At 68.2% G+C, this 26,412-nt stretch carries 30 protein-coding genes; 19 read left to right on the top strand and 11 right to left on the bottom strand.

The genetic code is table 11. The annotated features are described in order from the left end of the window. Nucleotides 1–179: 179 nt before the first annotated feature. Entirely contained in the window at nt 180–899 is a 720-nt protein-coding gene (gene phnF, locus FQU96_RS40630; RefSeq protein ID WP_146547157.1) for a phosphonate metabolism transcriptional regulator PhnF, read from the bottom strand. A 93-nt stretch (nt 900–992) separates the two neighbouring features. Between phnF and phnG the strand changes: the two genes are divergently transcribed. From phnG to FQU96_RS40580, 10 genes are all read left to right on the top strand, one after another. Next, nucleotides 993–1,445: a phosphonate C-P lyase system protein PhnG gene (gene phnG, locus FQU96_RS40625; RefSeq protein WP_146547156.1), complete on the top strand. Its 453-nt coding sequence runs from the start codon at nt 993–995 to the stop codon at nt 1,443–1,445. A gap of 2 nt (nt 1,446–1,447) precedes the next feature. Next, complete coding sequence (gene phnH / locus FQU96_RS40620; protein ID WP_146547155.1) at nt 1,448–2,032, top strand: phosphonate C-P lyase system protein PhnH; 585 nt, start codon at nt 1,448–1,450, stop codon at nt 2,030–2,032. A 1-nt stretch (nt 2,033) separates the two neighbouring features. Continuing rightward, on the top strand, nt 2,034–3,137 hold the full coding sequence (locus FQU96_RS40615; RefSeq protein ID WP_146547154.1) for a carbon-phosphorus lyase complex subunit PhnI: 1,104 nt from the start codon (nt 2,034–2,036) through the stop codon (nt 3,135–3,137). Between the two features lie 5 nt (nt 3,138–3,142). Continuing rightward, on the top strand, nt 3,143–4,060 hold the full coding sequence (locus FQU96_RS40610; protein ID WP_146547153.1) for an alpha-D-ribose 1-methylphosphonate 5-phosphate C-P-lyase PhnJ: 918 nt from the start codon (nt 3,143–3,145) through the stop codon (nt 4,058–4,060). A gap of 125 nt (nt 4,061–4,185) precedes the next feature. Next, nucleotides 4,186–4,962, top strand: coding sequence for a phosphonate C-P lyase system protein PhnK (gene phnK, locus FQU96_RS40605; RefSeq protein WP_146547152.1), 777 nt, complete (start codon nt 4,186–4,188; stop codon nt 4,960–4,962). A 2-nt stretch (nt 4,963–4,964) separates the two neighbouring features. Then, the gene (phnL, locus tag FQU96_RS40600) at nt 4,965–5,675 is read left to right on the top strand and encodes a phosphonate C-P lyase system protein PhnL (RefSeq protein ID WP_146547151.1); all 711 of its coding nucleotides are present in this window, start codon (nt 4,965–4,967) and stop codon (nt 5,673–5,675) included. Further along, the gene (locus tag FQU96_RS40595; RefSeq protein WP_146547150.1) at nt 5,672–6,811 is read left to right on the top strand and encodes an alpha-D-ribose 1-methylphosphonate 5-triphosphate diphosphatase; all 1,140 of its coding nucleotides are present in this window, start codon (nt 5,672–5,674) and stop codon (nt 6,809–6,811) included. The genes phnL and FQU96_RS40595 overlap by 4 nt, the downstream gene beginning before the upstream one ends. A gap of 96 nt (nt 6,812–6,907) precedes the next feature. After that, nucleotides 6,908–7,456, top strand: a complete 549-nt coding sequence (locus FQU96_RS40590) for an HD domain-containing protein (RefSeq protein ID WP_146547149.1) — start codon at nt 6,908–6,910, stop codon at nt 7,454–7,456. Beyond that, the gene (gene phnN, locus FQU96_RS40585; RefSeq protein ID WP_146547148.1) at nt 7,449–8,033 is read left to right on the top strand and encodes a phosphonate metabolism protein/1,5-bisphosphokinase (PRPP-forming) PhnN; all 585 of its coding nucleotides are present in this window, start codon (nt 7,449–7,451) and stop codon (nt 8,031–8,033) included. The genes FQU96_RS40590 and phnN overlap by 8 nt, the downstream gene beginning before the upstream one ends. A 152-nt stretch (nt 8,034–8,185) precedes the next feature. Further along, a complete protein-coding gene (locus tag FQU96_RS40580; RefSeq protein ID WP_146547147.1) occupies nt 8,186–8,890 on the top strand; it encodes a DUF1045 domain-containing protein in 705 nt (234 codons plus the stop codon). Between the two features lie 89 nt (nt 8,891–8,979). Here FQU96_RS40580 and FQU96_RS40575 read toward each other — a convergent pair whose 3' ends face one another. The 5 genes from FQU96_RS40575 to FQU96_RS40555 are packed head-to-tail and all read right to left on the bottom strand — an operon-like array spanning nt 8,980 to nt 13,970. Further along, entirely contained in the window at nt 8,980–9,834 is an 855-nt protein-coding gene (locus tag FQU96_RS40575; protein ID WP_146547146.1) for a 5'-nucleotidase, lipoprotein e(P4) family, read from the bottom strand. A 44-nt stretch (nt 9,835–9,878) separates the two neighbouring features. Next, the gene (gene add / locus FQU96_RS40570; RefSeq protein WP_146547145.1) at nt 9,879–10,919 is read right to left on the bottom strand and encodes an adenosine deaminase; all 1,041 of its coding nucleotides are present in this window, start codon (nt 10,917–10,919) and stop codon (nt 9,879–9,881) included. Then, the gene (locus FQU96_RS40565; protein ID WP_178131144.1) at nt 10,916–11,812 is read right to left on the bottom strand and encodes a phytanoyl-CoA dioxygenase family protein; all 897 of its coding nucleotides are present in this window, start codon (nt 11,810–11,812) and stop codon (nt 10,916–10,918) included. Before FQU96_RS40565 ends, add begins: the two co-directional genes overlap by 4 nt. Beyond that, the gene (gene deoA, locus FQU96_RS40560) at nt 11,809–13,155 is read right to left on the bottom strand and encodes a thymidine phosphorylase (RefSeq protein WP_218575072.1); all 1,347 of its coding nucleotides are present in this window, start codon (nt 13,153–13,155) and stop codon (nt 11,809–11,811) included. The genes FQU96_RS40565 and deoA overlap by 4 nt, the downstream gene beginning before the upstream one ends. Continuing rightward, the gene (locus FQU96_RS40555; protein WP_146547143.1) at nt 13,152–13,970 is read right to left on the bottom strand and encodes a purine-nucleoside phosphorylase; all 819 of its coding nucleotides are present in this window, start codon (nt 13,968–13,970) and stop codon (nt 13,152–13,154) included. The genes deoA and FQU96_RS40555 overlap by 4 nt, the downstream gene beginning before the upstream one ends. Nucleotides 13,971–14,136: 166 nt before the next feature. Between FQU96_RS40555 and FQU96_RS40550 the strand changes: the two genes are divergently transcribed. From FQU96_RS40550 to FQU96_RS40520, 7 genes are all read left to right on the top strand, one after another. Beyond that, the gene (locus FQU96_RS40550; RefSeq protein ID WP_146547142.1) at nt 14,137–15,003 is read left to right on the top strand and encodes an enoyl-CoA hydratase/isomerase family protein; all 867 of its coding nucleotides are present in this window, start codon (nt 14,137–14,139) and stop codon (nt 15,001–15,003) included. 172 nt (nt 15,004–15,175) lie between these two features. Continuing rightward, nucleotides 15,176–16,423 (top strand): Zn-dependent hydrolase, encoded by a 1,248-nt coding sequence (locus tag FQU96_RS40545; protein WP_146547141.1) that lies wholly within the window; start codon nt 15,176–15,178, stop codon nt 16,421–16,423. Nucleotides 16,424–16,724: 301 nt separating this feature from the next. Beyond that, entirely contained in the window at nt 16,725–18,083 is a 1,359-nt protein-coding gene (locus tag FQU96_RS40540) for a hypothetical protein (protein WP_146547140.1), read from the top strand. Further along, nucleotides 18,080–18,880, top strand: coding sequence for a 6-phosphogluconolactonase (locus FQU96_RS40535; protein ID WP_146547139.1), 801 nt, complete (start codon nt 18,080–18,082; stop codon nt 18,878–18,880). Before FQU96_RS40540 ends, FQU96_RS40535 begins: the two co-directional genes overlap by 4 nt. A 66-nt stretch (nt 18,881–18,946) precedes the next feature. After that, the gene (locus tag FQU96_RS40530; protein ID WP_146547138.1) at nt 18,947–19,567 is read left to right on the top strand and encodes an OmpA family protein; all 621 of its coding nucleotides are present in this window, start codon (nt 18,947–18,949) and stop codon (nt 19,565–19,567) included. 289 nt (nt 19,568–19,856) lie between these two features. Then, entirely contained in the window at nt 19,857–20,252 is a 396-nt protein-coding gene (locus FQU96_RS40525) for a VOC family protein (RefSeq protein WP_146547137.1), read from the top strand. Between the two features lie 334 nt (nt 20,253–20,586). Continuing rightward, on the top strand, nt 20,587–21,096 hold the full coding sequence (locus FQU96_RS40520) for a DUF805 domain-containing protein (RefSeq protein ID WP_146547136.1): 510 nt from the start codon (nt 20,587–20,589) through the stop codon (nt 21,094–21,096). On the opposite strand, the gene FQU96_RS40515 is transcribed toward FQU96_RS40520, so the two are convergent. Continuing rightward, nucleotides 21,060–21,557, bottom strand: coding sequence for a MarR family winged helix-turn-helix transcriptional regulator (locus FQU96_RS40515; protein ID WP_146547135.1), 498 nt, complete (start codon nt 21,555–21,557; stop codon nt 21,060–21,062). The two genes, FQU96_RS40520 and FQU96_RS40515, sit on opposite strands and share 37 nt — an antisense overlap. Before the next feature lie 100 nt (nt 21,558–21,657). Here FQU96_RS40515 and FQU96_RS40510 point away from each other — a divergent pair, with 100 nt between their 5' ends. Then, nucleotides 21,658–22,536 (top strand): EamA family transporter, encoded by an 879-nt coding sequence (locus FQU96_RS40510; RefSeq protein WP_146547134.1) that lies wholly within the window; start codon nt 21,658–21,660, stop codon nt 22,534–22,536. 5 nt (nt 22,537–22,541) lie between these two features. On the opposite strand, the gene FQU96_RS40505 is transcribed toward FQU96_RS40510, so the two are convergent. The 3 genes from FQU96_RS40505 to FQU96_RS40495 form a co-directional block, all read right to left on the bottom strand. Then, nucleotides 22,542–22,967: a DUF1036 domain-containing protein gene (locus FQU96_RS40505; RefSeq protein WP_146547133.1), complete on the bottom strand. Its 426-nt coding sequence runs from the start codon at nt 22,965–22,967 to the stop codon at nt 22,542–22,544. 148 nt (nt 22,968–23,115) lie between these two features. Beyond that, the gene (locus FQU96_RS40500; RefSeq protein WP_146547132.1) at nt 23,116–24,522 is read right to left on the bottom strand and encodes an MFS transporter; all 1,407 of its coding nucleotides are present in this window, start codon (nt 24,520–24,522) and stop codon (nt 23,116–23,118) included. Between the two features lie 242 nt (nt 24,523–24,764). Then, nucleotides 24,765–25,214 (bottom strand): ester cyclase, encoded by a 450-nt coding sequence (locus tag FQU96_RS40495; protein WP_146547131.1) that lies wholly within the window; start codon nt 25,212–25,214, stop codon nt 24,765–24,767. A 170-nt stretch (nt 25,215–25,384) separates the two neighbouring features. On the opposite strand from FQU96_RS40495, the gene FQU96_RS40490 reads away from it, so the two are divergent. Continuing rightward, nucleotides 25,385–26,080 (top strand): alpha/beta hydrolase, encoded by a 696-nt coding sequence (locus tag FQU96_RS40490; RefSeq protein WP_146547130.1) that lies wholly within the window; start codon nt 25,385–25,387, stop codon nt 26,078–26,080. Here FQU96_RS40490 and FQU96_RS40485 read toward each other — a convergent pair. Beyond that, nucleotides 26,077–26,331 carry a hypothetical protein gene (locus FQU96_RS40485; protein ID WP_146547129.1) on the bottom strand — a complete coding sequence of 85 codons (255 nt, stop codon included), beginning with the start codon at nt 26,329–26,331 and terminating at the stop codon, nt 26,077–26,079. The genes FQU96_RS40490 and FQU96_RS40485 overlap by 4 nt on opposite strands. Nucleotides 26,332–26,412 lie beyond the last annotated feature (81 nt).

Below are 26,412 nucleotides of genomic sequence, written 5' to 3'. Positions count from 1 at the left end.
GCGAGAAAACTGTCACCCATGTGCTGAGTACAATCTGTTACCCATGTGCTGCGGTCGCACTAAGGCCGGAGGGGGGTTGCTCGAACGGTTCGGGCGTATCAACCAGCATCGCGTGCGCTGCCACCATCCCCATCCGGCGCTTCGTGCCACCTTCCCCGCTTGCGGGGGAAGTTAAGTCACTAAAACTCCACCACGAAGGTCATCAGGTCGCCCAGCATGCGGCCGTGGCCGAATTCGATGATGCTGCCGTCGGGCTCGACGTTGACGCTGTCGGTGACCAGCACGGCGCGGCCGCGGCGGACGCCCAGCACCCGGGCGTCGGCGTTGGAAATGAGCTGCGCTGAAATCCGTGTGGTGCGCCGCTTGTAGTCGGGCACGCCGCAGCGGCGCAGCGCCGCGGTGATGGAGCGTTCCGCCGTGAACGCGGTCGCGATATCGGGCACGCGTGCCTGGGGATAGTAATGGCTGCCGATGCCCACCGGCCGATCGTCGGCCATGCTCAGCGTCTCAAGACAGATCAACCGGGTATCGACCGGGATCTGCATCGCTGCGGCGAGGGCGGGGTCGGCGGCGATCTCCGATGCCCGCAACAGACGCCGTGACGGGCGACGCTGCGCCTGGCCGATGTTGTCGCTGAAGCGCGTGTGCGGCGTGACGGCGTAGTGGATCGGCGGATCGGGTACGAAGATGCCGCGGCCTTGTTCGGCGCGCAGCAGGCCTTCGTTCTCCAGGTACGACACCGCCTGGCGCAGCGTGTGCCGGTTGACCTCGAAGCGGTCGGCCAGCGCGTACTCGCCAGGCAGGCGATCGCCTGCCTTCCAGGTGCCGGCTTCCAGTTCGGCGCTCAGCGTGTCGGCGATCTGACGCCAACGCGGGCGCGGAGCCTCCTTGGTGCGCATGTCGTCAAACCTTCATCGACTGGTCTTGCAACGGTCACCGGCAAGGGATAGTTTGAAAAATATCTTGTATAGACAAGTGAGATCGTTGTCGAGATGAAAAGCGATCACGACGCCAAGAACCGCCAGCGCCGGCTGGCCGCCCTGGCCCGGTCCGAGCGCGAGACGCTCGAGGATGCCCTCGATCGAATCAAACCGCCGCCGCGTTACGATGTGGTGAAGCCGGCCGAGACCGGCCTGGTGATGGTGCGTGGCCGCGCCGGCGGCTCGGGCGCGCCGTTCAATCTCGGCGAGATGACGGTGACGCGCTGCGTGGTGCGCGGCGCCGATGGTGCGCTGGGTGTCGGCTACGTCGCCGGCCGCGACCGGCGCAAGGCCGAGCTGGTCGCGATCTTCGATGCGTTGCTGCAGGACCCGGAGCGCGTTGGACAACTCGAAAGCGACGTGATCGCACCAGCCGAGCAGCGCCGCCGCGAGCGACAGGACCACGTGCTCGCCCGTGCCGCGGCCACGCGCGTCGACTTCTTCACGGTGGTGCGGGGAGAATGAGCATGACCACGGCCGCGCTGCCCGGCTTCGCCGACAACGTGCATGACGCCCAGGGCACCTTTCGCCGCCTGCTCGACGCCATGGCCCATCCTGGCCGCATCGTGACGGTGCCGGGGCCGCAGGCCGCACCGCCGGGCCTCGATCCGGCAACGGCGGCGCTGCTGCTGACCCTGTGCGATGGTGAGACGCCGGTGTGGCTGGATCCCGGCGCTGCCGCCATCGCCGACTGGCTGGCGTTCCACGCCGGCGCACCGGTCACGACGGCGCCAGCCCGCGCGGCGTTCGCCGTGGTGTTGCAGCCGCAGGCCATGCCGGCGCTCGATGCCTTCGACTGGGGCACGGACGAGGTACCCGAAGCCAGCACGACGCTGATCGTCCAGGTCGCGTCGCTGGCCGACGACACGGGCTGGACGTTGCGCGGGCCGGGCATCGCTGCGCAGGCGCGCCTGGCGGTCGCCGGCCTGTCACAGAACTGGTTCACAGATCGGCGCGCCATGCAGGCGGCGTTTCCGCGCGGCGTCGATGTCGTGTTCACGAATGGCCATCGTGTCGCGGCACTGCCGCGCACAACGATCATGGAGTCCTGACATGTACGTGGCGGTCAAGGGCGGCGAGCGGGCGATTGCCAATGCGCATGCGTGGCTGGCGGAAGAGCGGCGGGGTGATCCCGCGGTGCCCGAGCTGACGGTGGCGCAGATCCGCGAGCAGCAGCGGCTGGCGGTTGATCGCGTGATGACCGAAGGATCGCTCTACGATCCCGATCTCGCGGCGCTGGCGCTGAAGCAGGCGCGCGGCGATCAGGTCGAGGCCATCTTCCTGCTGCGTGCCTATCGCACCACCCTGACCCGCTTCGGTGCCACGGTGCCGCTGGAGACCAGCCGCATGACGGTGCGCCGGCGCGTGTCGGCGATCTTCAAGGATGTGCCGGGCGGCCAGGTGCTGGGTCCGACCTTCGACTACACCCACCGCCTGCTCGATTTCGCCCTGGCCGCCAATGGCGAGCCGCCGGCGGCGCCGATCGCCGAGACGCCGCTGGCCGACACCCTGCCGGGCGTGATCGACGTGCTCAACCGCGAGAGCCTGATCGAGACCGAGGTGGCGCCGTCCGAGGCGCCGACACCGCCCGATCTGACGCGCGAGCCGCTGCGCTTCCCGGCGCCGCGCGCCATGCGCCTGCAGAACTTGGCGCGCGGCGACGAGGGCTTCCTGCTGGCGCTGGGCTACTCGACCCAGCGCGGTTATGGCCGCAACCATCCCTTCGCCGGCGAGATCCGCTTCGGCGAGGTGACCGTCGAGTTCGAGGCACCGGAGCTCGGCTTCGCCGTCGAGCTGGGCGACATCGAGCTCACCGAATGCCAGATGGTGAACCAGTTCGCCGGATCGAAGACCGAGCCGCCACAGTTCACCCGCGGTTACGGCACCAGCTTCGGCCACGGCGAGCGCAAGGCGATGGGCATGGCGCTGGTCGATCGTGCGCTGCGCGCGGCGGAGCTGGGCGAGGAGGTGACCTCGCCGGCCCAGGACACCGAGTTCGTGCTCTACCACAGCGACAACGTCGAGGCGCAGGGCTTCGTGCAGCACTTGAAGCTGCCGCATTACGTCGACTTCCAGTCCGAGCTGACGGTGATCCGCGGCATGCGGCGCACGGCGGCGCAGACGCGGGAAGCAGCCCTGGCGGAGGCCGCGGAATGAACGCCATGACACCCCCCGCCGTCGACGTTGCTCGCGAGGAGGAGGGCTACAGCTTCGCCTTCCTCGACGAGCAGACCAAGCGCATGATCCGCCGCGCCATCCTCAAGGCGGTGGCGATCCCCGGTCACCAGATCCCGTTCGGCAGTCGGGAGATGCCGCTGAGCTACGGCTGGGGCACCGGCGGCATCCAGGTGACGGCGTCCGTCATCGGTCGCGACGATACGCTCAAGGTGATCGACCAGGGCGCCGACGACACCACCAACGCCGTCAGCATCCGCGGATTCTTCCGCCGCATGACGGGCGTCGCCACGACGGAGCGCACCGAGGATGCCACCATCGTGCAGACGCGGCACCGCATACCGGAGACCAAGCTCGCCGAGGGCCAGGTCATCGTCTACCAGGTGCCGATCCCCGAGCCGCTGCGCTGGCTGGAGCCGCGCGAGACCGAGACCTGCAAGATGCATGGGCTCGCCGAGTACGGTGCCATGCACGTGAAACTCTACGAGGACATCGTGCGCTATGGCCGCATCGAGACGGCCTACGATTATCCCGTGATGGTGAACGGCCGCTACCTGATGCGGCCCTCGCCGATCCCCAAGTTCGACAATCCCAAGATGGACTACATGCCGGCGCTGCAGCTGTTCGGCGCCGGGCGCGAGAAGCGCATCTACGCCGTGCCGCCCTACACGTCGGTGAAGTCGCTCGATTTCGAGGATCATCCGTTCGAGATCGAGCGCTGGGAGCACAGGTGCGCGCTGTGCGGCTCGGGTGACAGCTTCCTCGATGAGATCGTGGTCGACGACCAAGGCAACCACGCCTTCGTCTGCTCAGACACCGACTACTGCAGCCAGCGCCGCGCCGAGGGCCACGAGGGTACCGGCATGCCGGAGGGGTATTTGCAGCCACAAGACGGTCGCGAATGATGAACCACAGAGCATGTCTGGTTGGATTGGACTCGGCGCCCTGGGAGCGCGGGCCTCTGGCCCGCTCATGTCTCGGCGTTCCGCGCCGATGCGGGCGGGACGCCCGCGCTCCCAGGAGGTGACCCATGAAAGAGCAACCCATCCTCGAGGTGAGCGGCCTCACCAAGCGCTTCGGCGTCCGCACGGCGGTGCGCGATGTCGCCTTCGAGTTGTGGCCCGGCGAGGTGCTGGGCATCGTGGGCGAGTCGGGATCGGGCAAGACCACCCTGCTGAACTGCGTCGGCGGTCGCCTGCCGGCCGACAGCGGCGAGGTGCTGTACCGCACGGCGGCGGGCCCGGCCGTCGACATGCTGATGCTGGCCGAGGCCGAGCGCCGGCGCCTGCTGCGCACCGAATGGGGCTTCGTGCACCAGAATCCGCGCGACGGGTTGCGGCTGGATGTCAGCGCCGGCGGCAATGTCGGCGAGCGCCTGATGGCGCTGGGCCATCGCCACTACGGCAATTTGCGCCAGGCGGCGGTCGACTGGCTGGCCCATGTCGAGATCGACACGACGCGGGTCGATGATCCGCCGCGCGCTTTCTCCGGCGGCATGCAGCAGCGCCTGCAGATCGCGCGCAACCTGGTGACGCACCCGCGCGTGGTGCTGATGGACGAGCCCACCGGCGGCCTCGACGTCTCCGTGCAGGCGCGCCTGCTCGACCTGTTGCGCCGCCTGGTGCGCGAGATCGGCGTGTCGGCCGTGATCGTGACCCACGATCTCGGTGTCGCGCGCCTGCTGGCCGATCGGCTGCTGGTGATGAAGGGCGGTGAGGTGGTCGAGGGCGGCCTGACCGACCGGCTGCTCGACGATCCGCATCATCCCTACACCCAGCTCCTCGTCTCCTCCGCCCTTTCGGTGTGACCATGCGTGCCGACGAACCTGCGCTGCGCATCCGCTCCCTGCGCAAGACCTTCACCCTGCATCTGCGCGGCGGCGTGCGGCTGGATGCCCTGCGCGGTGTCGACCTCGACCTGTTCCCGGCCGAGTGCGTGGTGCTGCGCGGCCCGTCCGGCGCCGGCAAGAGCACGCTGATGCGCTGCGTCTACGGCAACTATGCTGCCGACAGCGGCAGCATCCGCGTGGCGCACAATGACGCAACGGTAGAACTGGTCGGCGCCGCACCGCGACAGGTGCATGAACTGCGCCGTGGCACCCTGGGCTATGTCAGCCAGTTCCTGCGCGTGATCCCGCGCGTGTCGGCCATCGACATCGTGGCCGAACCGCTGCTGTCCCGCGGCGTGACGGAAGCCGACGCGCGCAAACGCGCCGCGGCACTGCTGGAGCGCCTCAACATCCCGTCGCGACTGTTCGATCTGCCGCCGGCGACGTTCTCGGGCGGCGAGCAGCAGCGCGTCAATATCGCGCATGTCTTCATCGCGCGCTATCCGATCCTGTTGCTTGACGAACCGACGGCGTCGCTGGACGACGCGAACCGCGCCGTCGTGATCGACCTGATCCAGGAGGCGCGCCGCGACGGTGCGGCGATTCTCGCGATCCTGCATGACGCGACGGCGCGCGAGGCGCTGGCGACCCGCATCTTCGAGTTGACGCCACGGTTGGCGGAGGTGGCTTGATGGATGAATTGATACTGACCGACGCGCAGATCGTGACGCCGCAGGCTGTCGTCCGCGGCACGGTCGTGGTGCGCGGCGGCATCATCGCGACGATCGAGGACAGGCGCTCGACAGCCGGTGAGGCGTTCGACGGCGACTACCTGATCCCGGGCCTGGTCGAACTGCATACCGACAACATGGAGCGCCATTTCGCGCCACGGCCAGGCGTGCGCTGGCCGGCGGTGTCGGCGGCGCTGGCGCATGATGCGCAGATCGCCGCCGCCGGCATCACGACCGTGTTCGATGCCGTATCGCTGGGCTCGATGCAGGACCATGACATCAGGCTCGACGCACTCGACGAGATGCTGAGCGGCTCGCGCACGGCGCGCGACAACGGCCTGTTCCGCAGCGAACACCTGCTGCATCTGCGCTGCGAGGTCAGCTACCCCCAGATGCCGCAGATGCTGGAAAGCCTGATCGACGATCCGCGCGTGCAGCTGGTATCGATCATGGATCACACGCCGGGTCAGCGGCAGTTCGTCAATCCGGAGAAGTACCGCGAGTACTACAAGGGCAAGAACGGCTTCAACGACGACGAACTCGATGCCTATCTCGACCTCGCGCGGGCGCGCGGCGCCCAGCACAGCATCGAGAACCGGCGCGCTGTCGTGGCGATCTGTCAGGCGCGCCGCATGCCGATGGCCAGCCACGACGACGGCACGCCCGAGCACGTTGCCGAGGCGCTCGCCGACGGCATGGTGGTGGCCGAGTTCCCGACGACCGTCGAGGCCGCGCGGCTGTCGCGCGACGGCGGCATGAAGGTCGTGATGGGCGGGCCCAATGTGATCCGCGGTGCCTCGCACTCCGGCAATGTCTCGGCCAATGCGTTGGCGCAGCAGGGCCTGCTCGACATCGTGTCGTCCGACTATGTGCCGACCAGCCTCGTGGAGTCGGCCTTCAAGCTGGCGTGCGAGATCCCTGGCATCGACCTGCCCAAGGCGATGGCCGCGGTGTCCCAGACGCCGGCCGAGGCGGTCGGCCTGAAAGACCGCGGCGCCATCGAGGTCGGCCGCCGCGCCGATCTCGTGCGCGTGCGCCTGATCGACGGCCAGCCCGTGGTCCGCACGGTCTGGCGCGACGGCAAGCGGGTCGCGTGAATTCTCCTCTCCCCCAGCTTCGCTGGGGGAGGTGGCCGTATCGGGGCACCTCCCCACTGCGTGGGGAGGAGGAAGATCTTGAAGGGGATCATATCCATGACAACAGTCGATGATCTGTTCGATCTGCTCGCCAAGGCGGGCGCGCGTCGCTATGGCGGCGAAGCCGTGTCGCAGCTGGCACATGCGCTGCAGACGGCGACGCTGGCGGTCGAGGCCGGCGAGCCGGCCTCCGTGGTGGTCGCAGCGCTGTTCCACGATATCGGCCATCTCGTGGGCGAGGGCGACGAGGGCCTGGTGGCCCAGGGTGTCGATGCCCGCCATGAAGACCAGGGGGCCGAGGCGCTGCGGCCGCTGTTCGGCGATGCCGTGGCCGAAGCGGTGCGCCTGCACGTGCCGGCCAAGCGCTGGCTGTGCTACGCCGAAGGTGGTTACTGGGATTCGCTCTCGCGCGGCTCGCAGGCGAGCCTTGCGGTGCAGGGTGGTCCGTTCGATGCCGACCAGGCCGCCGATTTCATCGCCCAACCGCATGCCGAAGCGGCCGTGCGCGTGCGCCGTTACGACGATTTCGCCAAGGTGCGCGGGCGCGGCACGCCGGGGCTCGACGAGTTCCGCAACTGGGCGGCGGCGCTGCGTCCGCATGCCTGACGGCCAGCGACTGGTCCTGGTCGTCGGCCCCAGCGGTGCCGGCAAGGACAGCGTGATCCGCGGCGCACAGCAGGCATTGGCGGGACGAACCGACATTGTCTTTCCGCGTCGCGTCATCACCCGTCCGGCTGACACCACCGGCGGCGAAGACCATGAGCCGTGCGAGCCGGCGGCGTTCGAGCGCCGCGCCGCGGCTGGTGACTTCACACTTCATTGGCACGCCAACGGTCTGCGCTATGGCGTGCCGGCGACAATCGAGGCTGATCTCACGGCAGGCCGTGCCGTGGTGGTCAACGTGTCGCGCGCCATCATTCCGGCCGCCGAGATGCGCTATCCCGATCTCAGTGTCTGCGTGATCACTGCGTCGCCAGCGGTGCTGGCGGCGCGCCTGCGCCAGCGCGGCCGCGAATCGGCCGATGATATCGTGGCGCGCCTGGGCCGCGCCGACGCCTTCACAGTATCGGCCCGCCGCGTTCGCACGATCAACAACGACGGCCCATTGGCCGCCAGCGTCGATGCGCTGCTGGAAGCGATCGACTTTGGACCGCGCGCGTCCACGCGCGCATCGGCGCGTTAGACCTGGGAGCGCGGGCCTCTGGCCCGCTCATGTCAGGCGACAGCACGCTTTGGCCTGGGTGCGGCCTGCGCTTCGCGGGACGAAGAGGTGACATCGGAGAGTCATGATGGCATTGCAGTATTCTGACGTCGTCGCATCCTGAGTCCATTGCCGTGTATCGTTACGCCATCTACGCCGCCATTGACCCCGACAGCATGCTGCATAACTTGGCCAGCGCCTGGCTTGGCCGCGACGCAGCGCGCGGCATCGGCATCACGCGCCCGATGCTGGACGGCATCGACGAGTCGGAAGCGGCGGCGTGGACGGCAGATCCGGCGCGCTATGGCTTCCATGCGACGCTGAAACCGCCCTTCCAGCTTGCCGAGGACCGCTCCAGTCACGCGCTCGACGATACGCTGCGCCGCTTCGCCGCGGTGCGCGATCCGGTCGACCTGGGCCAGCTCGAGGTCACCGCGTTGTCGGGCTTCGTGGCGCTGCGGCCGGTCGAGCCGATCGCCGCGCTGCAGGCCCTGGCCGACGATATCGTGCGTACCTTCGATGTCTTCCGCCGGCCGCCGGATGATGCGGAACTGAAACGGCGGCGCGCCGCCGGCCTGACGCCGCGACAAGAGGCCAACCTGATCCGCTGGGGTTATCCCTTCGTGCTGGATGATTTTCGCCTGCACTTCACTTTGACCGGCCGGCTCGACGACGCGGCGCGCGCGCAGGCCGTGCCGGCGCTGGCGACCTATCTGGCACCGGCCATTGCCGCCCCCGTCACGATCGAGGCGCTGTGGCTGTTCGTCGAACCCTCGCCCGGTGCACCGTTCCGTCAGGTCTCGCGCTACCCGTTGTCGGCAACGAGCGTCGCGGCCTGACCGGGGAGTGCTGGCGTCCGGCCCGCATCAAGGCGAAAGCCTCGCGTGCACCTTGGTATGGGCGGGGCGGAGGCCCGCGCTCCCAGGAACTACGGTCCCTGCCAGCCTTGCAGCACGTCGAGCTTGGCCTTGCGCTGCACCGCGCGGGACTGCTTGAAGTCGTGCATGTAGGGCGCGGTGTCGAACGAGCCGTAGCTGGGATTGGGCAGCATGATCCACTCGCGGCCCCAGCGCGCGACGTTCTTCTCGTAGGCCGCGAGCCGCTCGGCCTCGCTGCCGCGATAGGCATCGTCGAAATCGCCGAAATTGTCGCCGATGCTCAGCAGGATGCGGTAGTCCTTGGCGACATGGGCCCGGCGCGTGCCCTTGGCCGAGCCCCATTCCGGCCGTTCGCGCGCCATCAGGAAGGTGTCGACGTTGCCGCCCATCGGGAAGCCCAGCTTTGCCATGTTCTGGCGCGTCGGCTCTTCCTCTTCGCCGCTGCGGTTGGTGACGTAGAATACCTTGACGCCCTTGGCGTCGGCGTACTGGGCGAATTCCAGTGCGCCGGGGATCGCGGTCGAGATCTGCGCCGACACGAACTTGGTCCAGGTCTTGGAGTCGAAGGTCTGGTCAGCCTTGATCATCCACACCTGGTAGGCGGAGTTGTCGAGCAGCGTCTCGTCGACATCGACGACGATGGCCGGCGGCAGGCTCTCGTAGGCACCGGTCTGCTCCACCGGCGCCGCGGTCCATTTCGCATCCGCCAGCGCCTGGTCGAGCCGGATGCGCGCCAGTGTGAACGCTGCCAGGCAGCTCGCCTTGTACTCGACCGAGCGCTGCATCCACAGCGTGGCGAGCAGGCCGTCATGCGGCGGCGGACCGTCCTGCGCATGAGCGGCGGCGAGCGGCGTCGCGAGCACCGCGAGGCCCAGGCTGAGGGCACGTACAAAACGCATGGTCATGGTCTCCTCCCGCTTGTTCCCGGGAGCGCGGGCCTCTGGCCCGCTCATGTCTCGGCGCTCCGCGCCGATGCGGGCGGACGCTCGCGCTCCCGGGAGTATTGCGCAACGCGTTCGGTCAGGCGATGCCGGGTTTCGGTATCGGCAAAGGCGGCGTCGATCGCCGTCTGCGTAATGTGCAGCAAATCATCTTCACCGAGGCCAAAGCTCTCGACCGCCATCGCGTACTCGCGGCCGATCGAGGTGTCGAAGTAGGGTGGATCGTCCGAGTTCAAGGTCACCTTGCAGCCGGCGTCGATCAGGCGGCGCAGCGGATGATGGGCAAGGTCGGGATAGACGCCCAGCGCGATATTGCTGCCGGGGCAGACCTCCAGCACGATGCCGCGGCGCGCGATGGTCTCGAGCAGGCGCGGGTCTTCGCTGGCGCGCACGCCGTGGCCGATGCGTGAGAGCGGCAGCGCATCGATCGCGGCGCGCACGCTCTCGGCGCCGGCCACCTCGCCGGCATGCGCGGTGCAGGGATAGCCCGCGTCGGCCACCAGCCGGAAGGCCGGCGCGAAATCGGCCGGCGTGTGCTGCAACTCGTTGCCGGCCATGCCGAAGCCCACGACATAGGGGTGCCGCGTGGCCAGCATGGTGCGCGCCGTCCACAGCGCGCGCTCGGGCCCGCGATGGCGCAGGCAGATCGCGATCAGGCGGCCGGTGATGCCGAAGTCGCGCTCGGCTGCGTCGATGCCGGCCACCAGGGCTTCGAGCTGCGCCGGAAAGCCCAGGCCGATGTCCTCGGCATGCTCGGGCGAGCTGAAGAGCTCGACATAGATCGCGCCTTCGCGGGCGCAGCGCCCGAGATAGTCGTAGATCAGGTCGCGGTAATCCTCGGCCCGGCGCATGGCATCGCAGGCGCGATCGTAGGCGGCGAGGAAACTGTGGAAGTCCGTCCACGCGAAGCGATGTTCGTCGACGAACATCGACTCGGGCAGCGCGACCCCGTTGCGATGCGCCAGTTTGCGCACCAGTGCCGGCGATGCCGCCCCTTCGATGTGGCAATGCAGCTCGGCCTTGGGCAGGGCGGCGATCGTCTGATTCATGCGAAACCCCGCAAGGGTAACTCGGGACGCTGCAGCCAGTTGTCTGCCGCATAGGCCGTGGTGCCGTCGATCAGGTGCAGGCTGTAGGCATGGCGCGAGCGGGCCGAGCGGTTGGCGCTGCTGGCATGCGGCAGCAGGCCATGCAGCACCACGACACTGCCGCGCGGTGCTTCCAGGGCAACGGCTGGGCCGGCCGGCCACGGCGTGGCATCGAGCGTCTGCGTGATCAGAGCGCCATCCTGGTAGCGGAAGCGCTGGCGCAAGGGCCCGCGGTGGCCGCCCGGGATGGCCAACAGGCAGCCGTTGTCGATATCGGCATCGTCGAGCGCCAGCCAGAACCCAACGACACTGGGCGGTGTTGTGTGCAGGAACGTCAGGTCCTGATGCCAGTCGACGGCGCCGCCGATGTGCGGCTGCTTGAAGATCACCATCGATTGCAGCAGCAGTGGCGCCGCCAGGCCCAGCGACGCGGCGAGGCCGGCGAAGCGGGCATGACGCGAGATGCTGGCGAACACGGGATCAAGATCATGCAGCGCATGGCCGATCTTGTTCAGTGCCCGCGCCTTGGGCACGACCAGGTTGCCGTCGGCGTCCAGCGCGCCGTCTTCGTAGAAGAAGCGGATCGCGCCACCGGAATCGCGGAAATAGGCATCGCGCGCATGCGCCTGTGATGCCGTCGAGAACACCGTGCGCGTGGTCGTCGGGTCGAAGGCGTCGACCAGTTGGGCGATGCGCGTCTGCACGGCATCGCAGTCATCGGATGGCACGCAGCCGTCGAGGATCAGGAAGCCGTCGCGGTCGTAGACCTCCAGCATCGACGCATCGAGCCGTCCATCCGGCGGCGCCGTGAAGCGCGCCGGTGCCCGGGGAGCGCGGGCCTCCGGTCCGCTCATGCGATGGCCTCCCTGGAGGTGCCCTCGGCGTCGATACGGGCGTGCACGACCGGATGCGGCAGCGGCGCGTCGTTGGCAACATGGATGGCGCGGCGCAGGGTCGATATGGCCGCATCCGCCGCGGCGGCATCGGCAGCGTGCACCAGGGCCAGCGGATCACCGGCCGCGACCCTGCGGCCGACGCCCGCCACGTCGCTCAGTCCGACCGACGGGTCGATCGTATCGCTGGCGCGGCGCCGGCCACCGCCCAGCGTGACAACGGCCAGCCCGATATCGCGCGCGTTCATGCCGGTGACGACACCCGCCCGTTCGGCGGTGCAGGCGCGCACCGCCGTCGCCGTCGGCAGGTGCGCGTCGCCGCGGGCCAGGATGTCGGCCGGTCCGCCCAGTGCCGCGACCATGCGCGCGAACGTCTCGGCGGCGCGGCCGTCGGCAAGGCAAGCCTCGGCCTTGGTGCGCGCTTCGGCCAGTGACGGCGCCAGCTTGCCCAGCACCAGCATCTCGGCCGCCAGCGCCATCACCACGTCGTGCAGGCGCGCATCGCGCGTGCGCGGCTCGGTGAGGTAGGCCACCGTCTCGCGCACCTCAAGCGCGTTGCCCACGGTGGTGCCCAGCACCTGGTCCATGTCGGTGATCAGCGCCGTGGTCGGCAGGCCGGCGCCGGTGGCGACCGCCACGATGCTGTCGGCGAGATCGCGCGCCATCGCCGCGCTGGCGGCAAAGGCGCCGGAACCGGTCTTGATGTCCATCACCAGGCCGTCCAGGCCTTCGGCCAGCTTCTTGGACAGGATCGACGCCGTGATCAGCGGGATCGATTCCACGGTCGCGGTGACGTCGCGGATGGCATAGAGGCGGCGGTCGGCCGGTGCTAGGTCGTCGGTCTGACCGATGATGGCGCAGCCGACGTCGCGCACGACGCGGCGCAGGGTGGCGATGTCGGGATCGGTGCGGTAACCCGGGATCGCCGCCAGCTTGTCGAGCGTGCCGCCGGTGTGACCCAGGCCGCGGCCGGAGATCATCGGCACCACGCCGCCGCAGGCCGCCACCACCGGCGCCAGCATCAGGCTCACCTTGTCGCCGACACCGCCGGTGGAATGCTTGTCCAGCACCGGGCCGGGCATGCCCTCCCAGCGCAAGATCGTGCCCGACTGCGTCATCGCCGACGTCAGCGCAACGCACTCATCGCGCGTCATGCCGCGCAGGAACACCGCCATGGCGAACGCGGCGACCTGGGCATCGCTCAGGCTGCCGTCGGCGATGCCGCGCACGACGAAGCCGACCGCGTCGGCCGCGAGCGCCTGCCCGTCGCGTTTCTGGCGGATGATCTCTTGCGGCAGCATCAGCCGGCGCCGTCGGCGAAGAAGGCGAGCAGGGTACGGCGGATGTCCTCGGCGCCGCGGGCGGCAGCCACGCGCAAGGTCTCCAGGTGGCTGAGCGGCGCATCGCCCATGCCGGCCGCCAGATTGGTGATCACCGACAGCGCGGCCACCTTCATCCGTGCATGCCGCGCCAGCACCACCTCGGGCACCGTCGACATGCCCACGGCATCGGCGCCCAGGCGATCGGCGGCGCGGATCTCGGCCGGCGTCTCGAAGCTGGGCCCAGCGAACCAGATATAGACGCCTTCGTGCAAGGTCACGCCGCTCGCCGTCGCGGCCGCCTTCAGGCGGTCGCGCAGTGCCGGATCGTAGGCGTCGACCATGTCGACGAAGCGATCGTTGCCGGGCTCGCCGAACAGCGGCGAGACGCCGGTGAAGTTGATGTGGTCGGTCACCAGCATCACGCTGCCCGGCGTCACCTGCGGCCGCAGGCTGCCGGCGGCGTTGGTGAGCAGCAGCGTCTGGCAGCCCAGACCGGCCAGGGTGCGCACCGGCACCTTCATCACGTCGGCGCGGCCGTGCTCGTAGTAGTGGGCGCGGCCATGCAGCAGTGCCACCGGCACATCCGCGATCCGGCCCAGCAGCAGCGTGCCGGCGTGGCCGCTGACAGAGGGAATCGGGAAGCCGGGCAGATCGCTGTAGGGGATCGTCGCCACCGGTGCCACCGCGTCGGCCAGGCTGCCCAGGCCGGTGCCCAGCACAATGCCGATGCGCGGCGCGAAGCCGGGCGCCCGGTCACGGATCACGGAAAGGCACTTGTGGACGTCGTCGTTGGTCATCAGGGGTCCGCTGTTGTCGACGCCAGTGTGACTCATTTCCGGTGGTCGCGGCATCAAACTTCGATGGAGAAGCACTCTATCCTGGCTGGGATGCCGATCCAGCGGGTGACATCGCCGATCGTTTGCCTTGGAATATCGCGCACGACCAAGTCCAGGAGGGAACACGATGTCTTTCGTTGCCGGCGCCACGTCCGATGCGTTGATCTGCGAGCAGGATGGCCCTGTCGGGATCATCCTGTTCAACCGTCCCGAGGCCATGAACACGTTGTCGCGCGATCTCGAGGCGGAACTGCATGCGGCGCTGGACCGCGCCGAGCGCGACGATAGCGTGCGTGCCATCGTGCTGGCCGGTGCCGGCGATCGCGCCTTCTCGGCCGGCTACGATCTTGGCCGGCAGCACGGCCTCAGCGGCCGGGCCGAGGTCCTGCGCTACTGGTGGACCAACGATCAGGCCACGCCCGACAAGCACTGGCACCTGCTGCGCCTCGAGAAGCCGGTGATCGCCGCCGTCGACGGCTGGTGCCTCGCCGGCGGCTTCTGGTACGCGCTGGCGGCCGATATTACCTTGGCGTCGGAGCGCGCGGTGTTCGGCCAGCCCGAGGTGCGCGAGGTCCAGAACTCGACCGTCATGTTGGCATGGCTGGCGGGCTGGAAGAATGCGGCGCGCTATGCGCTCACCGGTGATCACTTCGATGCGCAGGAAGCCTATCGCATGGGCATCGTGAACGAGGTGGTGCCGCATCAGGAGCTGCGCCAGCGCGCCGTGGCGCTGGGCAAGCGTATCGCTCTGGTGCCGGCGGATTCGGTGCGCATCAACAAGCGCATCAATACCTTCGCCATGGAAGCGATGGGCCTGCGCACCGCGATGTCGGGCGGGTCGTTCCTGTCAACGATCGTGCATGCCTCCAACGATTCGCCCGAGCTGGCCGAATTGAACGAGGTGCGCCGCAGCCAGGGCCTGGCCGCCTCGCTGAAGGTACGCGACGACAAGTTCCGGCCCGAGCCCGGCGGTCCGCGATCCAAGCCGCGGTGATTTCTACCTTCCCTCGCTTGCGGGGGAAGGTGGCGCGCAGCGCCGGATGGGGGTTGTTGCGACAAACGTGATGGCCAGTGGATAACGCCTCTGCCTCAGCATCCCCCATCCGCCCCTTCGGGGCACCTTCCCCCGCAGGCGGGGGAAGGTAGAAACCATACAGGAGCCCCACATGACAGCCCGCCCCAACGAACTTCGCATCAACGAGCAGCGCTTCTGGGACACCATGGCGCGCTCGGGTGAGATCGGCAAAGGCCGTACAGCAGGCCTGTCGCGCCTGGCGCTGGGTGATGACGACAAGCAGATGCGCGATCTCTTCGTCGGTTGGTGCCGGGACGCCGGCCTTGAGGTCACGGTCGACGCCATGGGCAGCATCTTTGCGCGCCGCCCCGGACGCGACAACGGCCTGCCGCCGGTCCTGGTGGGCAGCCACCTCGATACCCAGATCGCCGCCGGCAACTACGACGGCATCCTGGGCGTGCTGGGCGGATTGGAGCTGATCCGCACGCTCAACGATGCCGGCATCGAGACGCGCCGCCCGATCGAGCTGGTCGACTGGGCCAACGAGGAGGGCGCCCGCTTCAACCCGCCGATGCTGGCCTCGGGCGTGTTCGCGGGCGTCAACAAGCTCGACTGGGCGCTGGGCCGCACCGACCTGCAGGGCAAGACCTATGGCGAGGAATTGAAGCGCATCGGCTATGCCGGCCCGGCGCCGGTCGGCGGCCGACCCGTCGATGCCTACTTCGAACTGCATATCGAGCAGGGCCCGATCCTGGATGCCCGGAAGATCCCGGTCGGTGTCGTGGTCGGTGGCTATGCCACGCGCGGCATGCGCATCAGGATCCACGGCGAATGTGCCCACGCCGGCGGTGCGGCGATGGACGTGCGCAAGAACGCGCTGGTCGGCGCTGCCTATCTGATCGTGGCGCTGAACGAACTGGGCTGGCGCTACCACCCCGAGGGCGGCCGCTCGACGGCGGTGCAGATCGAGGTGTGGCCCAACCTCACCGGCATCCTGCCGGAGTCGGCGCTGGTGACGCTCGACTTCCGTCATCCCACTGTCGCGGGTGTCGAAAAGATGAAAACTGAGTTCGACGCGGCGATGGTCCAGGCGGCCGAACGTGCGCAGGTGCGCATGGAGATCGCCGAGGCCTGGCGCTTCGGTGACGAGGCGTTCGACAAGGACTGCATCGGCCTGATCAAGAGCGCTGCCGATGAGCTGAAGATCCCCTGCATCGAGATGCTGAGCCAGGCCGGCCACGACGCCTACAACATGACCCGCATCTGCCCGACGGCCATGATCTTCGCACCCTGCGACAAGGGCATCTCGCACAACGAGAATGAGACCATGGCGCCCGAAGATGCCTATCCCGGCGTCAATGTCCTGATGCACGCCGTGCTGGCACGCGCCAACCGGTAACGGTCTCGACGTGGCGTATGCGGGCACACCGCATACGCCGTTTTCTGCTCGATCGCATTGAGGCGTACAGCCATCGGTGGTATCGTGCGACGTCGTCGGTTTCGGGCAGCATACTGACTCCCAGAGGACATTGAATCGTCATCTGTCAGCGTCATTTTTCAATGCATCGCTGTGACAGAAGACGACAGCAGACTCATCGCGAGCGTTCATGCCGGGCCTTTAAGTTTGTCTTGGAATACAACCTGTGAGTGCAATTTTATTGGCGCGTGCAGGTGAAGAATTCACCCCGTCGGGGACGCCGTTGCGCGTCGGCATTCCCGACATCAACGCGCGTGCCACCTTGAACGCCATCATCGTTGGTGGCGGACCGGCCGGCCTGGGCGTGCTGGTCGCTGCGGCGCGATCAAATCGGCTGTTCGACCTGCTGGCATCTGGCCTGGTGGTGCTGGACCGTGGACCGGTGCTGGGCAGCGGCGCGATCGGCCGCTACGCGATCAACTCGGATAGTTTTGCCGACAGCTTCCTGCGCGGCGTGGACGGCGGACCGTTGCGCGACATGGCCGCGCTGGTTCGCCATCCCGCGACGCGGGCCCTGGACGCCGCGCGGGGCCAGCCCGTGCCGCTGCGGCTGGCGGCCGCGTTCCTCGCGCAGCTCGCGAGCGGCGTGCGCCACCTCGCGGCCACGGCCGGATGGCAGCCTTTCCTCGATGGCGTCGATGCCACCAGCGCGCACGCGCTGCCCGACGGACGATGGCGGGTCCAGTGCCGACGCCTGGCGGATGGCCACGGTTTCAGCCTCATCACACGCTTCCTGGTGCTGGCCACCGGCGCGGCCCAGTCGATCGCCGGGCTCCACGACCAGACGGTGGCCGGCCTGCCGCTGCTGCCCACGTTCCGGCGCACGCTGATGCTGGCCAGCACGCTTCTCGGCGAGGGCGGTCCACGGCGGGTCGCCTGGCGCCTGGCGCCGGTACCGCAGCCGCGGATCGCGATCGTGGGCGGCTCGCACAGTGCGCTGGCCGCGGCACGGCGCCTGCTCGATATGCCCCTCGCCTGGTCCGAGCCGTCGATCACCCTTCTGCACCGGCGTGCACTGCGCATCACCTACGCCTCGCCCGAGGAGGCACTGGCGGACGGCTTTTCCGCCTTCGGGCGCGACGACATTTGTCCACGTACCGGTCGCGTCTTCCCGCTCGCCGGATTTCGGGCCGAGGCACGCACCTTGCTGCGGCAGATCTGGGGATTGGGCAACAGCCCGCCGGAGCGGCGCGTCCGGCTGCTGCATCTGGCCGCGCCCTCGCAGGCCGCGGCGGCGGACGTGCTGCGCGCCGCCGACCTGGTGGTGGCAGCGACAGGCTATCGTCCGCGGGCCTTGCCGCTGTTTGATGCGCGAGGCGCTCGCGTGGTGCTCCAGAGCGAGGGCACCGGGGCGCCGCCGATGGTCGACGGATCCTCGTGCGTGCTGGACGCGGCGGGCTGCCCGGTGCCGGGCGTCCTGGGCATCGGCCTGGCCGCCGGCCTTCCGTTGGCCGGTACGTTCGGCGAGCGCAGCTTCACCGGGCAGGCCAATGGGCTGGCGCTGTGGCACAGCGACATCGGCGCCGCGATCGCCACGACGCTCCTGCACGGCGCCCAGGTGCAGGCCATGCACACGCCATGATCCCGCCGGAGCAACCGTGGGTGCTGGCGCGCGAGGCGCTGAGCCGGGCTGCCGCGCGCTGGATCGTCGACACGTTGTCCGACCGCCTGGAGGCCGCCGGGCATGCCTGCCTGGTGCCCTCGGCCGGCCGCACGCCGCTGGCAACCTATGCCGTGCTGCGCGACCGCTACCGCAACGCCATCGACTGGCGCTGCGTTCATCTGGTGCAGATGGACGAATACATGGGCCTCGCGCCCGACGACCCGCGCAGCTTTGCCGACTATCTGCGCCGCCACCTCGTCGAACCGCTGGGGATCGGCGCGTTCACCCATTTCAACGGCGCCGATGGCCGGCTGCTGCGCAGCCCGGCGGCCTACGAGAGGGGCCTGCCGCCGATCGACCTGGTCGTGCACGGCATCGGCCGCAACGGCCATATCGGCTTCAACGAGCCAGGCGCCGTCTTCACCTCCCCGACACGCGCGGTGCGGCTGTCGCCATCCACGCTGGGCGCCAACTTCGCCGTCGACGCGGACCGGCAGGCCTGTGCCATGGGCGTGACGCTGGGCCTGCGCTGCCTGTTGGCCGCCCGCCAGTCGCTGTTGCTGGCCTGGGGCGTGGAGAAGGCAGACGCGCTGCGCCGGGCGCTGTGCGACACACCTTCATCCCGCTGCCCGGCTTCGGGGTTGCGGTTGACCGGACGCCTGATCGTGATGGCTGATCCGGACGCCGCCAGGCTCTGCATTCCGGTCGTCGCCGGCAGCGCGGGAAACAGCGGTACTCCCAAATGGGAGTATCACGCGGGTGCGCACATCGATTAGTCCCCCCTGCCTGTCGACCGGGAACACCGTGGTGCCCGGCGTCACGTGGAGGGGGAGAGAGAATCGATGTTGAGAAAGTTGTTCGGCCCCGCGGCCGTCGCGCTGCTGGTGAGTGCCTGCCAGCAACCCGAGCCGGCCGCGCCGCCGTCGCCGTCGGCACCGACGGCAGCGTCGTACATGGTGTTCTTCGACTTCAACAGCACGGCCCTGTCGCCCCAGGCGCTGGGCACCATCCGGCAAGCCGCGGCGGCCTTCAAGGCCAGCGGCACGGCGAGCATCACCGACACCGGCCACACCGACCGCTCGGGCTCCGACGCCTACAACCTCGCGCTGTCGCTGCGCCGTGCCAACGTGGTCAAGGATGCGCTGGTGCGCGAAGGCGTGCCGGTGGCGGCGATCACCGCCATCGGTCGCGGTGAAAGCCAGCCGCTGGTGCAGACCGCCGACGGCGTGCGCGAGCCGCAGAACCGGCGGGTCGAACTCGCCGGCTACGGCGTCAACGCGAACGACCTTGCCTATTGCCGCGCCATGGCCGCGACCTATCGGCGGCATCTCGGCGCCACCCAGGCTGACGGCGATGCCGGGCTGGCGCTGGCGCAGTGCGAGGCCGGCGATCCCGTGCCGGCGATCCCGGTGCTCGAGCGGCTGCTGACCGACGCCAGGCTGCGGCTGCCGCCGCGCGTGTAGGGCCATCTTTGGCGATGGAATCATGCTTCTGGGAGCGCGGGCGTCTCGCCCGCTCAAGGAGAGAATGGGCTTTCGCCTGACATGAATGGGCGAGGCGCCCGCGCTCCCAGGTTCCAAAGTTCTAGTGTGTCCGTCGGTCAATCGCAGGACGGCACTTTTGATACCTGCCGCGATCTGGGCACCGGTCTTGGCGTCCGCGGTCGAGCGTGCGATGGAGACGCCGCCTGACAGAAACGCGAGGATCGCCCACGCTATCTTGCGCCGTCATAGGCCATGTTCGGAGCGGTCGATGCAGCTTTCCAACTATCTCTTTTTCACGACGACATGCGAGGACGCGTTGGCCTTCTACGCCGACTGCGGACTGGGCCAAGTCGTCGACATGTTGCGCTATGGCGACAATGGCATGCCGGTGAACAACGCAGCGATGCGCGGCAAGGTCATGCACGCGAGGTTCGAAGGGCCGGGCGTCCTTTTCTATGCCTCCGACAACGACGATGCCGAGCCGATGCGAGGGTCGGCGCACATTCTGATGATGCAGGATCGCGAACAGACGCGACTGTTGTTCGAGCGGCTGGCGCGGGGTGGTGAGGTGACGACGGCGCTCGGCATCCAACCCTGGGGTGACTACTACGGTAAGCTCACCGACCGCTTCGGCGTGCAATGGATGCTCAACTGCGCGCGCTGACCTGACGCCAGCGGCGTCATCCCACCATAGAGCAGGGCAATCGCCTATGACCCGAGGCGGTATGATCAAACGCTGGGGGCGCGCCACTCCGTGGCGCGTCATAGCTTGCGATCACGGCGTCAACGCGCATTGGTACTGGCGCCGTGCAATGCGGGCGGTCCCGCACTGACGATCGGTAGCATATTGCGTCGATCGTTCAGTTGAAACAGCGGGAACCATCTGGCCTTGCGCAAATGTGCGCTGCCTCGAAGACGGAGATCACCGGACGGCTTTTACCTTCGGCGGCCCGCCCCATATGCGCAGCCTGTAGATGGCTACGCGGAGGCAATGACGCATGACGGTGGGCCAACTGTTCTTTTCCAGCCGCGGTCGCATCGGCCGGACGCAGTGGTGGATCGGCATCGTCGCGGTCTTCGTTCTGTACGTGTCGGGCCAGCTTGTGGGCACGATGGTCCATCACTGGGACAGTTTCGCCGCCGGGCAGTTCATGCGGGCGGCATTGAAAGTCCCCGTGCTCTATCTCGCCTATTGCGTGGTGGCCAAACGTTGCCACGACTGCGACGAACGCCCGATCTGGGCGCTGGCTGTGGTCGCGCTGGGCGGCCTGGAGGTCGCATGGAGTGTTGCGGAGGCTGTGCGCCAGTTCGACAAGGCATTCATCATTAACACGCACCTTGCGCTCCTGGCTGCGCGCAGCGCGCTGGTGTCTGTTCTCGTGGTCCTGCTGGGCTATCGCCGTGGCACCGTCGGCGACAATCGCTATGGCCCGGACCCGGTGGCCCACCGCGCGCCACCGCAAAGCGACGGTCAGGTGTCGTCAGGCGACTCGAACGCCGCCAGGTAGGTTTTCAGCAGCGCGTTGAGCGCGGTACGGTCCTTCGCCGATAGCGCCGACGTCAGCCGCTCCTGGGTCTTCACGTGCGCCGTGACGGCGGTGTCGATCACGGCAAAGCCGCGCTTGGTGAGCGCGATGATCAGGCCACGGCCATCGTCGGGATTGGGCATGCGCTCGACGAAGCCTGCCTTCTCCAGCTGGTCCAGGCGGTGGGTCATCGTGCCCGACGTGATCATCATCGTGGCCAGCAGGTCACCGGGCGACAGCCGATAGGGCGGTCCTGACCGGCGCAGCGTTGCCAGCACGTCGAAGCTGGCGTCGGTCAGCCCGTGCGCGGCGAACGTCTTGTCCATCTCGCGCCACAGATGCAGCGAGATCCGCCGCAGGCGCCCGATCAATTCCATCGGCACCACGTTCAGGTCGGGCCGTTCGCGGCGCCACTGCGCGATGATGTCGTCGACGCGGTCCATGCCACCTCGCTGCAAGGAGGACAATTTACCCTGCCCAGATATCTTGACGTCGAGATATCTCGAACTATCTTGATATCAAGATAACTCACGGATCTTCATCATGTCACGCAGCGGCGATCTGCTGTTGACCGCGATCGCGCCGGCGATCTGGGGCAGCACCTATCTGGTGACGACGGAACTGCTGCCGCCAGGCTACCCGCTCACCGTATCGTTGCTGCGTGCCCTGCCGGCGGGCCTGCTGCTTCTGCTGCTGGTGCGCCAGCTGCCGACCGGGATCTGGTGGGGCCGCGTCTTCATCCTGGGTGCGCTGAATTTTTCGATCTTCTGGTGGATGCTGTTCATCGCTGCCTACCGGCTGCCCGGCGGCGTCGCCGCCACGGTGGGCGCCATCCAGCCGCTGGCGGTGCTGCTGCTGGCGCGCCTGTTCCTGGGCAGCCCCGTGCGCGTGCTGGCCATCGTCGCGGCGATCGCCGGCATGGCCGGCGTGGCGCTGCTGATCCTCACGCCCAACGCGGCACTCGATCCGATCGGCGTCGCCGCCGGTCTCGCCGGCGCGGTGGCGATGGCGGCCGGCACCGTGCTGAGCCGCCGCTGGCAGCCGCCAGTGTCGCTGCTGACCTTCACCGCCTGGCAGCTGACCGCTGGCGGCCTGCTGCTGGTGCCGGTCGTGGTGCTGATGGAGCCGATGCTGCCGATGCCGACCGCGGCCAACCTGCTGGGCTTCGCCTGGCTCGGGCTGATCGGCGCGGCGCTGACCTACATCCTGTGGTTCCGCGGCATCGCGCGGCTGGAGCCGTCGGTGGTGTCGCCGCTGGGCTTCCTCAGCCCGATGACCGCCGTGATCCTGGGCTGGTGGGTCCTGGACCAGGGCCTCACGCCAGCGCAGATCGCCGGCATGGCCGTCGTGCTGGGCAGCGTCTGGCTCAGCCAGCGCGTGCAGCAGGCCAGGCCGGCGGCACGCGCGTCATCGCAGCGATAGCCTGTTCAGCTGCCCTGGAACGTGTAGGTGAACACGCCCGAGCGGCCCGAGATATCGATCTCGTTGAACATGCGCCGGCGGTAGCCCTGGCCGCACTGGTTGTCGGCGATACGGAAGGCCTTGTCCGACACGCACATCGGGTAGTTGCCCGACCAGTGGGAGTTCGCCGACTCGGCGTAGACGTAGTAATAGCGGGTCGAGAACGGCCCGCTCCACAGCACGGCGCAATCCTTGGGCGCCACCGTGTACCAGCCCTGCGACATGAAGATCGGCTTGCCATTCTCGGTCTGGCCCGTGGCCGACGCCTTGGCGACCGAGATCTGCTTGCTGGTCTGGTTGCAGACGCGAATCGCGGTCACGCCGCTCTGCGCCCATGTCGTGCCTGGCAACACCATCAACCCGGCGATCGCCGCCCATACACCCCAACGCATCGTCAAAACCTCCGTCCCGGTGCAGCAATTGGGTCACCACCCGCTCACCGACCTTACGAAGGCTAAGTAATTGACTATCAAGTCGGTGTCAAGAGTGTTCGCTCACTTTTACGCGACGAATTGCCGCCCGTCAAGAATGGATCCGGGCTCAGACGCTGATCTGGTTGAGGTCCTTGCCGGAATGTTCCGGCACCCACAGCCAGACACCCAGCGCCATCAGGACCATGAACACCGGGATGCACAGGAAGGCGAGCGCGAACGAGCCGGTCGCCTGCTGCAGGGCCACGGTGACGAACGGCCACAGCACGAAGCCGACGAAATACGCCACCGCCCACACCGCGCCGTTGGCGACGCCGCGGATGCGGGTGGGGAAGATCTCGGCCGTCAGCACCGTGCTGGGGCCCCAGAAGCCCAGGAAGCCGAAGCTCCAGGCCAGGCCGAACAGCCACAGCAGCAGGTGGCTGTCGGTGTAGATCCAGGCGGTGAGGAAAACGGCGCCCTCCAGCAGGGTGACGATGAAGCCGACGCGCCGCCCGACGCGGTCGGCGAGCCACCCGGCCAGGCACAGGCCGAAGAAGCCGGCGATGCCCCAGCACACGTAGAACCAGCTGTACTCCTCGGTCGACCAGTGCTTCTCGGTGGCGAGGTAATAGGGCATCCAGCCGCCCACCGTGCCGAAGATGCAGGTGCTGCAGCAGGCCACGAACAGCGCCACCAGGGTCGAGGGCAGGGTGTCGGGCAGGAAGAGCTGGCTGAGCCCGACCTTGTCGGCCTTCAGGAACCAGGCACGGTCCTCGTCGCTCACCGGCATGCCGTGCTGCAGGGCGACGCGCACGCGCGCCTTGCGGTCCTGCGCCCGCACCCAGTAGGGCGACTCCGGGCAGGTGGCGCGCACGTAGATCGCCAGCAGCGCGATGACGCCGGGCACCATGACCGCCACGCGCCAGCCCCAGGCGGCGGCCGCGATGCCGGTGATGGCGCCGGCCAGCGACGCACCGAAGCACCACGCCGCGCGGTTGATGCTGATGACGCGCCCGCGCAGTCGCGCCGGCCAGGTCTCCGCCACCAGCATCGAGCCCAGCGACCATTCGCCGTTCAGCGCAAAGCCCACCGCCGATCGCGCGATCACGAACACCGCGAACGTGGGCGACAAGGCGACGACGGGCATCAGCAGCGAGAACAGCGCGATGTTGACCGCCAGCAGGGTGCGCCGGCCATAGCGATCGGCCAGCCACGGCCAGACATAGAGGCCGGCGATGCCGATAAAGAGCGAGATCTGCAGGCCCGAGCGGTACTCGGGCACGGTCAGCGAGAACTCCTGGATCACCAGCGGCGCGATCAGCGCGAAGATCACGCCGTCCATGCCGTCGAAGCCCCAACCCAGGCCGTTGGCGGTGGCGATATGCCAGTGCGTGCGCGTGATGCGGCTGTCGTCGGCGACGGCGCGATAGTTGGCGGACTGCAAGTGCTGTTGCTCGAGCGGGCCGACGTCAGCGGGATGAGGCGCAACATCCCGCGTCAGTCCACCCACCGCTTCCGGCGTGGTGCTGCTCATGGGCCGTTTCTCCCGAACCGCACCGTGTTGTGAAGGGCCGGTGCGTTATCGTCGGTCAACGATACGCGCGCGTTTGGAACCTCGACACTGCATAAGGTTGTTGGTGCCGCATGACGATATGATGTCGCCGACGATCAGCGTTGCACGCACCGCCACTGTCATCCCTCGCTACGCTCGGGATGACAGCACGCTCGAAGAACTGGACCGATGTTCTCGGTCCAGTTCTTGTCGTGTTGTTGGTATCACGCCGCGCGCAGCAGGCCGAGCTGCTGCAGCGCCGTCACGCCGTCGTCGAGGCCGACTTCCTCGGTGATCTTGCCGTTCACCACCTTCAGCACGGTGGTGCCCGTGAACTTCATCTTGCGGCCGGTGGCGGCGGGCAGCGAACCGATCAGGAAGTCGCTGAAAGCAGGACCGGTGTGCGTGCCGCCGCCTTCCCAGCGGCCGACCACGTAGTCGCCCTCGGCGATGAGATCCGCGGCGCCCCAGAAATTGAGATCGGGGAACGCGGCGCGGAAATCGGTCATGAAGTTCTTGATGTCCTGCCGGCCGCGGCGCGGTGCGTGCAGCGAATACTGCAAGAGCATGTCGGGCGCCGCGAGTTCGTCGACAATCCGGGAATCCCAGGGATTGCCCCAGAACCCGGTGAACCACCGGCCGATGAGGGCCTTGTTGTCGTCTTCCTTCGACATCGCTGATCTCCTGTGGGATGGCGACTCTGTGCGCGAGTCGCCCGGACTATCGGCCCGTGTCGCGCGCCCCGCGCTCCGCTTCTTGCGCGCGAATTCGAATCGCAATGTGCTGTCGTGCGAATCATGCGATAGTGCCCATGGTGTTCCCTTCACGTGATGGAGCGCGGGCCATGGGCGACAAACCGACGATCGTGCTGGTGCATGGGTTCTGGGGTGGCGCGGCGCACTGGACCAAGGTGATCGGTGCGCTCTCGCGCCAGGGATACACGCGGTTGCGCGCGGTCGAGGTGCCGCTGACCGCGCTGGCCGATGACGCCGAGCGCACGCGCAAGATGGTGGCACAACAGGACGGTCCGGTGCTGCTCGTCGGCCACTCGTACGGCGGCGCCGTCATCACCCAGGCCGGCGACCTGCCCAACGTGGCGGGCCTGGTCTATATCGCGGCCTTCGCGCCTGATGCCGGCGAAAGTCCGGGCGGGATCAGCCGGGCGTTGCCGCCGGCGGCGATCGCCAATCTCGCGCCCGACAGCGACGGCTATCTCTGGATCAAGTACGACAAATTTCACGAAAGCTTCTGCCAGGACCTCGCGGCCGATGAGGCTCTCGCGATGGCGGTAGCGCAGAAGGCGCCACTGGCCAGCACGTTCGGCGACACCATCACGGCGCCGGCTTGGAAGAAGAAACCGAGCTGGTATCAGATCTCCAGCGATGACCGCATGATCCATCCCGACAACCAGAAGCGCATGGCCGAACGCCTGAAGGCGCGCAAGGTCATCACCTTGGCCGCCAGCCACGCGTCACTGGCGTCGAAACCGGCGGAGGTCTCGGCGCTGATCGCGGAGGCGGCATCCGCCGTCGCAGGCTAGGGATTAGTCGGCGGCCGTTTGCGGGCCGCGATGGCGGCGAGGACCTCGCGCCGGCGGTGCAGGCCGAGCGCTAGGGCAACGGCCATGCCGCCCACGATCATGATCAGGCTGGCGATCGGGACAACGATGGTGCGTGGTCCCAGCAGGTTGAGCAGGGTTGCGGGGATCACCGTAACGGCCAGCGGCAACGTCATGCCCTTGCTGAACGCCTGCAGTGCTTCCTTTCGCTCATCCGGTGTCAGATCGGCCACGGTCCTCTCCCGCTGTCGCTGGCACGCCGCGACGCTCGTGGTGCGCACGGTGTAGCGTCGCGCGGCGGACCGGCTGGCCGA

The organism is Reyranella sp. CPCC 100927 (genome assembly GCF_007859315.1).
In the GTDB taxonomy this organism is placed as follows: domain Bacteria; phylum Pseudomonadota; class Alphaproteobacteria; order Reyranellales; family Reyranellaceae; genus Vineibacter.
The sequence above is the reverse complement of the archived record's forward strand: the minus strand, read 5'-3'. Positions and strand labels throughout refer to the sequence as shown.

Excerpts from the sequence above, each read along its gene's own strand:
- FQU96_RS40525 (WP_146547137.1), top strand. The coding sequence starts at position 19,857 with ATGCAGCTTTCCAACTATCTCTTTTTCACGACGACATGCGAGGACGCG.
- phnN (WP_146547148.1), top strand. The coding sequence starts at position 7,449 with ATGCCTGACGGCCAGCGACTGGTCCTGGTCGTCGGCCCCAGCGGTGCC.
- FQU96_RS40490 (WP_146547130.1), top strand. The coding sequence starts at position 25,385 with ATGGGCGACAAACCGACGATCGTGCTGGTGCATGGGTTCTGGGGTGGC.
- FQU96_RS40505 (WP_146547133.1), bottom strand. The coding sequence starts at position 22,967 with ATGCGTTGGGGTGTATGGGCGGCGATCGCCGGGTTGATGGTGTTGCCA.
- FQU96_RS40610 (WP_146547153.1), top strand. The coding sequence starts at position 3,143 with ATGACACCCCCCGCCGTCGACGTTGCTCGCGAGGAGGAGGGCTACAGC.
- phnF (WP_146547157.1), bottom strand. The coding sequence starts at position 899 with ATGCGCACCAAGGAGGCTCCGCGCCCGCGTTGGCGTCAGATCGCCGAC.
- FQU96_RS40500 (WP_146547132.1), bottom strand. The coding sequence starts at position 24,522 with ATGAGCAGCACCACGCCGGAAGCGGTGGGTGGACTGACGCGGGATGTT.
- FQU96_RS40565 (WP_178131144.1), bottom strand. The coding sequence starts at position 11,812 with ATGAGCGGACCGGAGGCCCGCGCTCCCCGGGCACCGGCGCGCTTCACG.
- FQU96_RS40545 (WP_146547141.1), top strand. The coding sequence starts at position 15,176 with ATGACAGCCCGCCCCAACGAACTTCGCATCAACGAGCAGCGCTTCTGG.
- FQU96_RS40555 (WP_146547143.1), bottom strand. The coding sequence starts at position 13,970 with ATGACCAACGACGACGTCCACAAGTGCCTTTCCGTGATCCGTGACCGG.
- phnH (WP_146547155.1), top strand. The coding sequence starts at position 1,448 with ATGACCACGGCCGCGCTGCCCGGCTTCGCCGACAACGTGCATGACGCC.
- phnK (WP_146547152.1), top strand. The coding sequence starts at position 4,186 with ATGAAAGAGCAACCCATCCTCGAGGTGAGCGGCCTCACCAAGCGCTTC.
- FQU96_RS40515 (WP_146547135.1), bottom strand. The coding sequence starts at position 21,557 with ATGGACCGCGTCGACGACATCATCGCGCAGTGGCGCCGCGAACGGCCC.
- FQU96_RS40575 (WP_146547146.1), bottom strand. The coding sequence starts at position 9,834 with ATGACCATGCGTTTTGTACGTGCCCTCAGCCTGGGCCTCGCGGTGCTC.
- FQU96_RS40550 (WP_146547142.1), top strand. The coding sequence starts at position 14,137 with ATGTCTTTCGTTGCCGGCGCCACGTCCGATGCGTTGATCTGCGAGCAG.
- add (WP_146547145.1), bottom strand. The coding sequence starts at position 10,919 with ATGAATCAGACGATCGCCGCCCTGCCCAAGGCCGAGCTGCATTGCCAC.
- FQU96_RS40590 (WP_146547149.1), top strand. The coding sequence starts at position 6,908 with ATGACAACAGTCGATGATCTGTTCGATCTGCTCGCCAAGGCGGGCGCG.
- FQU96_RS40510 (WP_146547134.1), top strand. The coding sequence starts at position 21,658 with ATGTCACGCAGCGGCGATCTGCTGTTGACCGCGATCGCGCCGGCGATC.
- phnL (WP_146547151.1), top strand. The coding sequence starts at position 4,965 with ATGCGTGCCGACGAACCTGCGCTGCGCATCCGCTCCCTGCGCAAGACC.
- FQU96_RS40495 (WP_146547131.1), bottom strand. The coding sequence starts at position 25,214 with ATGTCGAAGGAAGACGACAACAAGGCCCTCATCGGCCGGTGGTTCACC.
- FQU96_RS40520 (WP_146547136.1), top strand. The coding sequence starts at position 20,587 with ATGACGGTGGGCCAACTGTTCTTTTCCAGCCGCGGTCGCATCGGCCGG.
- FQU96_RS40530 (WP_146547138.1), top strand. The coding sequence starts at position 18,947 with ATGTTGAGAAAGTTGTTCGGCCCCGCGGCCGTCGCGCTGCTGGTGAGT.
- FQU96_RS40535 (WP_146547139.1), top strand. The coding sequence starts at position 18,080 with ATGATCCCGCCGGAGCAACCGTGGGTGCTGGCGCGCGAGGCGCTGAGC.
- phnG (WP_146547156.1), top strand. The coding sequence starts at position 993 with ATGAAAAGCGATCACGACGCCAAGAACCGCCAGCGCCGGCTGGCCGCC.
- FQU96_RS40615 (WP_146547154.1), top strand. The coding sequence starts at position 2,034 with ATGTACGTGGCGGTCAAGGGCGGCGAGCGGGCGATTGCCAATGCGCAT.